Origin of the sequence: Citrobacter sp. (assembly GCF_050252275.1) — a bacterium.
In the GTDB taxonomy this organism is placed as follows: Bacteria; Pseudomonadota; Gammaproteobacteria; order Enterobacterales; family Enterobacteriaceae; genus Citrobacter_A; species Citrobacter_A amalonaticus.
This window is the reverse complement of the sequence record NZ_JBFWLF010000255.1, coordinates 1-6,715: the sequence shown is the minus strand read 5'-3', so window position 1 is coordinate 6,715 and position 6,715 is coordinate 1. Positions and strand designations below refer to the sequence as shown.

Annotated in this window: 9 protein-coding genes and 1 pseudogene; 9 read left to right on the top strand and 1 reads right to left on the bottom strand. The window is 48.5% G+C overall.

Annotation, left to right across the window (positions count from 1 at the left end; all coding sequences use genetic code 11):
• A partial coding sequence (locus AB7E14_RS18435; protein ID WP_428169774.1) for an SIR2 family protein occupies positions 1 to 1,138 on the bottom strand: 1,138 nt, incomplete at its 3' end.
• Between the two features lie 358 nt (positions 1,139 to 1,496).
• Between AB7E14_RS18435 and AB7E14_RS18430 the strand changes: the two genes are divergently transcribed.
• The 9 genes and pseudogenes from AB7E14_RS18430 to AB7E14_RS18390 all read left to right on the top strand — a co-directional run.
• Complete coding sequence (locus AB7E14_RS18430; protein WP_428169773.1) at positions 1,497 to 2,372, top strand: GTPase family protein; 876 nt, start codon at positions 1,497 to 1,499, stop codon at positions 2,370 to 2,372.
• A 212-nt stretch (positions 2,373 to 2,584) separates the two neighbouring features.
• Positions 2,585 to 3,274 carry a WYL domain-containing protein gene (locus tag AB7E14_RS18425; protein WP_199144332.1) on the top strand — a complete coding sequence of 230 codons (690 nt, stop codon included), beginning with the start codon at positions 2,585 to 2,587 and terminating at the stop codon, positions 3,272 to 3,274.
• A gap of 23 nt (positions 3,275 to 3,297) precedes the next feature.
• Positions 3,298 to 3,798 (top strand): hypothetical protein, encoded by a 501-nt coding sequence (locus AB7E14_RS18420; protein WP_404780157.1) that lies wholly within the window; start codon positions 3,298 to 3,300, stop codon positions 3,796 to 3,798.
• A gap of 44 nt (positions 3,799 to 3,842) precedes the next feature.
• Positions 3,843 to 4,310, top strand: coding sequence for a hypothetical protein (locus AB7E14_RS18415; protein ID WP_428169772.1), 468 nt, complete (start codon positions 3,843 to 3,845; stop codon positions 4,308 to 4,310).
• Between the two features lie 96 nt (positions 4,311 to 4,406).
• Positions 4,407 to 5,228: a DUF932 domain-containing protein gene (locus AB7E14_RS18410; RefSeq protein WP_428169771.1), complete on the top strand. Its 822-nt coding sequence runs from the start codon at positions 4,407 to 4,409 to the stop codon at positions 5,226 to 5,228.
• Positions 5,229 to 5,298: 70 nt separating this feature from the next.
• Positions 5,299 to 5,769, top strand: a complete 471-nt coding sequence (gene radC / locus AB7E14_RS18405; protein ID WP_428169770.1) for a RadC family protein — start codon at positions 5,299 to 5,301, stop codon at positions 5,767 to 5,769.
• A 32-nt stretch (positions 5,770 to 5,801) separates the two neighbouring features.
• Positions 5,802 to 6,125 (top strand): type IV toxin-antitoxin system YeeU family antitoxin, encoded by a 324-nt coding sequence (locus AB7E14_RS18400; RefSeq protein ID WP_428169769.1) that lies wholly within the window; start codon positions 5,802 to 5,804, stop codon positions 6,123 to 6,125.
• A gap of 36 nt (positions 6,126 to 6,161) precedes the next feature.
• Positions 6,162 to 6,482, top strand: a complete 321-nt coding sequence (locus AB7E14_RS18395) for a TA system toxin CbtA family protein (protein ID WP_428169768.1) — start codon at positions 6,162 to 6,164, stop codon at positions 6,480 to 6,482.
• A gap of 113 nt (positions 6,483 to 6,595) precedes the next feature.
• A pseudogene (locus AB7E14_RS18390) lies at positions 6,596 to 6,715 on the top strand (DUF4942 domain-containing protein); the annotation flags it as partial.

Sequence of the window (6,715 nt, the reverse complement as noted above, 5' to 3'; positions counted from 1 at the left end):
GCTCATCGCCAAAACTGTAGCCATAGGTTACTAATGTGCTGTTCGGACGACATACTGCAGCAGCAAGATCCCGGAATAATTCAACATAAGGGTAATCGGCGGTTTCTCTGTCTTTTGCCGCATTAGGATAAATCATCAATTGATGAGCGGTGGCACCGGCAAGACCTGGTGCTTTTAAATATGGTTCTGTACTTTCTGCACCGAAGGGCAAGCCAATACGGTGGATATCCTTCTTCGTTTGTACCCAGTCAACTGAACCATGTAGCTTGGTATAGCGTGCCACACCCTCCAAGTAACGGGGTTCTCCACGAATGCCTGGAGGATTGTAGTGCATATCTAAATCTAAACGTGAGGAACGGAAAATAGGCATCAAGTTGCCTAAAAAACGATCTAATAAATGCAGTCCAGCCAATTCAGCGCCAGCTTCAATGAGCCGATCATAGTTTGTTGTGAAAATATTCAGGCGATCTCGTACCCCGGTACGGCTGGCAAAACTCATCAGAAAAGTAATTAGAGTATTGAATGCTTGCTCTCGTTTATGTTCTGCAGCAATCGCGATACCTTCTTCACTCTTCAGAATTGAATGTGCGAAATCTTGCATACCGTTTTTTAGTTCTGCACGAAGAGCTTCAGCCTCAGTTTTTTTTTGCAAAATCTCAAAGCCACGAAGTAACTCATTAGCAACTCGCAATTGATCTTCGAGATTGCCTTCTTTGCGTCCAGCTGCGATGGCTGCGTTTTTTGCCGCTTGATTAATTTCGGGGAGGTGGTTGCTAAGCGGCAGGGTGCTCATACCTGCAGCTCCTTTCCCGGCAGCCAGGGAGTGAATCGCGTGCGTTAAGCCGGAACCAGCCAAAAGAGAAAGATGCTCTGACTGAAAAAGCGATGTTAACCAAGGTTCAACACGGTTGCGTAACTCCTTAATTCCAAATGAATCAGAGCCTAACCAAGATGCTTCTATACCTTCAGCCAATTTATATTTGGTCGTATCATTTTCATCAATAATGAACTGTAACGGGAAGTGATCATCGCGCACTTTAATTATGTTTATGCTTGGCGCTTTCTTCTTAACTTGGGAAGCTGGAAGGGGGGCTGTTTCATCATTGTTAACTGAGGATGAAGGTTCATTAGCATTCACGATTACGGCTCCTTAGTTGTGCATGTTTGAGATCAGCACTACGTATTGAATAACCACTATGTTCTGACGAAAATTTTTAGAGTAATGAGTTCAATTTTTCCTCAGTTGAGGTTGCAACAATTCTTCAATGGCTGTGTTTTATGGGCCCAGTTTACTACCCGTTTCGCCTAAAGACTGAAACATAAGCAACATTTGTTTATGAAATTCTGCTCCTTTGGCAGAAAAGCTGTACCTATAGATGTTTTATCTAGCCACCAAAACATACAATGGAAATAATTTCAGATAGATATTATTACCGAGAATCACCCCCGAAGCCCTCCTGGCTCGGGGGTTTTGTTTTTCTGTCTGAGGTTGTTTCATGAAAAAATCAGAAGGTCTGCAGGCTATCGAAAAGCCACTGACGTCACTCCCCCATGCCATTGGCAAACATATTCTTGACCATATTCAAAAACTCACTCATTACGAACCAGTCATCGGGATCATGGGCAAAACAGGCGCGGGAAAATCATCGCTCTGTAATGCGCTTTTCCAGGGGAAGGTCACTTCCGTCAGCGATGTCAACGCCTGCACTCGTGAGGTGCTTCGATTGCGTCTTAGCAGCGGCGACCATAGCCTGATACTGGTAGACCTACCCGGTGTAGGCGAGAGTGAGCAACGTGATGAGGAATATGAATCTCTATATCGCAATATTCTCCCGGAGCTGGACCTCATCCTGTGGGTTATCAAAGCCGATGATCGTGCTTTCTCCGTCGATGAGCGCTTCTACAAGCGAGTGATGACTGACCACCATCAGCGGATACTTTTTATCGTTAACCAGGCTGACAAAATAGAGCCCAGCCATGAGTGGTATGTCACCGGTAATGCCCCATCACCGCACCAGTTGGTGAATATTGAGGCCAGGCTGGCGTCTATTCGCCAGTTATTCTCACCACACCATCCGGTGTGCGCTGTCTCAGCGAGAACAGAATGGAATCTGCCATCAATGGTAGAAACGATGATGTGCTGCCTGCCAGACCGAGCCACCAGCCCATTGGCGACACAACTGCACGGGAGGTTATGCGGTGAACCGATAAGAAAGCAGGCTCGTGAGGGCTTTGGCAACGCAGTAGGAGAGGTGTTTGATTCTGCGGAAGCGGCATCATTTATTCCTGCGCCATTAAAAGCGATTATTCATACTGTCCGCGATGCCGTAGTATCCGTTGCCCGTGCCGTTTGGGACTGGATTTTCTTCTGAGCTGGCTTACCTGCCATTATCTTCGGGACATACCCTGTCCGTTCTGATGTTTTATAATCTGCTGAATTTCGAAACTTTCCCCTTTACGCCCCGTCACGGTTGATTTCAGCAACAGTAAAAAATACGTCTTCTTGTGTCCACTCCCTGTCCCACCCCTTCGTTAAAATAACTTTTTAATTTTCAGCTAATTATATCACTGGAGAACCTGTCTCATGACTCAGGCTGAACGCCGTCATGACCGGCTTGCCGTCAGGCTGTCGTTAATTATCAGCCGCCTGGTGGCGGGTGAAACTCTGGATTTGCGAAAGCTGGCAACTGAATTCGGTGTGTCGGTTCGTACCCTGCGCAGGGATTTTCGGGAACGTCTGATGTATCTGGATCTGGAGTATCGCAAAGGTCAGTGTCGCTTGCTGTCCGGAGGTCGACAGAGAGAGCTGGCAGTGATGACGTTTGCTCGCCAGTCGGGTGTTGAAGCGCTGTTTCCTGATATGGACAACCATCTGGCCAGTTCTCTTTTGAGCGGACCAGTGGAAGCTCCTTGCCTTATTTGGCCGGGAGTTGCGCAGGTGCCATCCCCAGACTCTGGCGTGTTTGCCCAACTGGTGAATGCGGTGTCTGAACACAGGAAGGTGACGCTACTTGGAAACGGTTGTCGCTGTACGGGTCTTGCTCCCTACCGTCTGGTATTACGTGATGGTGAGTGGTATCTGACAGGCGAGCATCAGGCCCGGATAGCAGTATTTCCTCTCGCGGAAATCCGAGCTGTCACGCTTCACAACGACAGCTTTACCCTTGATACCGCCGTACGCGACATCCTCTCCTGTCCAGATTTTCTTCAGGCGTTACCTCACTTTCGGTTCATCAATGACGTGATATCAACCTTCAGAGCCGAACTACATTGACCATAACTTTCAAGAGATTAAAGATGAGTTACCTTCAAAATATTAATACGAATTTGTGCCGTGCCATATATTGCGCTTCTGCCCTAATAGCTTTCACTTCAAGTTTTGTGGCGAATCAGGCTCATGCGAATATCGAGAATGGCTGGTCGGGCTCTATTCAAGGTGGTATCCCGGCTATCACTCGCGAATCCAGTTCCGGTAAGCTTTTCTGGTGCAATCAACGGATGGTACTAACAAAAGCCTGTCGTATCGTTGACATCTCACCAGGCAAACGCGTTGCGATAGTAAATCAGCCTAAGCCTGAAGCGAACTGCCCCAACGGGATTTGGGGTATCGTTGACCGTGAATCGGGCATCGCCAGAACCATTGTGCCCGACGATCACAATAAAGTGACGTTTGAGCAGTATTGTCGCGGTAACTTTAAGGTCGGTTTTGTTAAAACCAGCAATCCAAATGTTCTGGCTAAGATTGTGGTGTATTTCAATAACCAGCCTGTTGACTCGTTGGAATACGCTACAAAATAGAATCCCTACCAAATAGCTCAGGAAATTCATTTAAGGAGAAAATTATGCGGTTATTTTACGGAATTCTGATGGTATCAATTCTGACATCCGCAACAACGGCTCAGGCAATACCGAATATGTGGTCCAGTGGCTTTGGTCAGGGCATAACAGAATATCTAATCACCAACCCGGAAAATGTCGTTTTTAACCTTAACTGCACCATGACTCCGGATGAGCAGAATACCCTACAGCACAATGTACTCATCGACCTGCCTGACGGTACTCGCGTGGACTCACGCGATGACAAAACAACAATAACGGTTATGACCGATGATCAACAACTCCCGTTACCTTCATCGCTGGGCTGGCGAAATGGGGACAACGCCTGGATTCAGTTTATTGATGCCCTTGGTCACGCCGCAACGTTCGATGTTTATGTTAATGATGAAAAAGTAGGAAGTTTTACTCCTGGTATTAAGAATACGGAAAAAGAGCTGGATGACCTCAGCGGCTGCAGGAATACCGCAGGTTAACATTCTTTCTTAACAGCCCTACCATCATTTTACAGGCCATGCCTCCTTCGGGAAGCATGGCCTTTTCGTTTTTCATCTCCAAAAAAGGAATTAATCATGACCCGATTAGCCAGCCGCTTTGGTGCGGCCAATGTTGTACGCCGCGACCGCCCGTTAACCCGTGACGAACTGGCGCACTATGTGCCGAGTGTGTTCAGCGAAGAAAAACATGAATCACGCAGTGAGAGATATACCTACATCCCGACCATTACCCTGCTCGATAACCTGCAACGTGAAGGTTTCCAGCCGTTCTTTGCCTGCCAGACCCGTGTGCGTGACCAGAGCAAGCGCGAACACACCAAACACATGCTGCGCCTGCGCCGTGAAGGGCAAATCACTGGTAAGCAGGTGCCGGAAATCATTCTGCTCAACAGCCATGACGGTTCCAGCTCATACCAGATGCTGCCGGGGCTATTTCGTGCAGTCTGCCAGAACGGGCTGATTTGCGGTGAGAGTTTTGGTGAGGTACGTGTGCCACATAAAGGCAATGTGGTGGAGAAAGTCATTGAAGGGGCTTACGAAGTGCTGGGGATATTCGACCGGGTGGAGGAGAAGCGCGATGCCATGCAGTCGCTTTTGTTACCGCCACCAGCACAGGAGGCGATGGCGAAAGCGGCATTAACCTATCGCTTTGGTGAAGAGCATCAGCCGGTGTCGGAATCGCAGATCCTTTCCCCGCGCCGCTGGCAAGATGATAGCAATGACCTGTGGACCACTTACCAACGCAATCAGGAGAACTTGATAAAAGGCGGACTATCGGGACGAACTACGAAAGGTAATCGTGCTCAAACCCCTGCGGTAAAAGGTATCGACGGAGATGTAAAGCTTAATCGCGCTCTATGGGTGATGGCTGAAAATATGCTGCAACTTGCCTCATGAACCTTTTTATTATCCCTTCCCTCAGGCCTTGCCAATAAACCGGCGAGGCTTTTTGTTTTAAGGAACTGTGATGTCAGAAGTCGCATTATCTCCAGCTTTTCCAGTTAACGAACAACGCATCATCCGCCGAGCCCTGCGTCTGCTGGAGAAATATCAGCGCCAGCCGGGAGAGTCATTTACCTCAACCAGCTTCACTAAAACCTGGCTGCAGCTGCAAATGGCGGGCCTTGAGCGGGAAATCTTTATCGTCCTGTACCTCGATAACCAGCATCGTTTGCTGGAGCGTGAAACGCTGTTTACCGGCACGCTCAGCCATACGGAGGTCCATCCCCGCGAAGTGGTCAAAGCGGCTCTACGCCATAACGCCGCTGCGGTCATTCTGGCCCACAACCATCCATCCGGCGAAACGGAGCCCAGCCAGACAGATCGGCACATCACAAAGCGGGTTGTGAATGCACTGGCTCTGGTCGAAGTGCGTGTGCTGGATCACCTCGTGGTAGGGGATGACGTGATGTCATTTGCAGAGCGCGGTTGGCTGTAGGTCCGGAAAAATATCAACAAAAGGAAACTTTTATGTCGTTATCTGATTCTCCCCAATGGGGACTGCAAAGTGATATTACCCCCCGATTTGGCGCAAGATTAGTTCAGGAAGGCAACCGCCTGTATTACCTGGCTGACAGAGCTGGATTGACGGGGAGTTTTACGCCAGAGCAACTGCAGAAACTGGATCAGGCTTTCCCGCTGTTTGTAGAACAACTGGAAGATATGCTGCGTGCTGGCGAACTAAATCCACAGCAGCAACATCAGGTGACCATTCAACTTGCGAGTTTAACCTGTATAGCTGATACCCGTGGTAGCTGCGGTTACGTTTACATTTCTATTTATCCGACCCCGTAACACCTTCTCTCTTCTTCTTTTCTCAGGATTCTACCCATGCACATTTCAACTGTACCGGCCACGGTGCCGGTTTCGTCACGTCTGTCGCCCGTGCAGGTGTGGCAGCAATTGTTAACGTATCTGCTGGAGCATCATTACGGCTTGACACTAAACGACACGCCATTCCATGACGACACGGCCATCGAGGAGCATATCGATGCGGGAATAACCCTTGCCGATGCTATTAATTTTCTGGTCGAAAAGTACGAACTGGTTCGTATCGACCGGAAGGGATTTACATGGCAAGAACAGACCCCATTCCTGACCGCTGCCGATATTCTCAGAGCCAGGCGAGCTACCGGATTAATAAATACCTGAATTTTTCGAGCCTCATTCCTGATTTTTACCTCTGAACTTCCCACCTTTTTTATTCATCGCATAATGCGCCTGCCACTCCCGACAGGCGTGTTTGCTTTTATGGACGATTAACGATGCAAACAGAACCCTACGTGTTGACGGAACACAATGAGCTCATTCTTTCGACCATTATCGAACGTGTAGTCACGGTGCGCGATTCCGCACATAAACAAATCGCACAACTCAATCAGAAG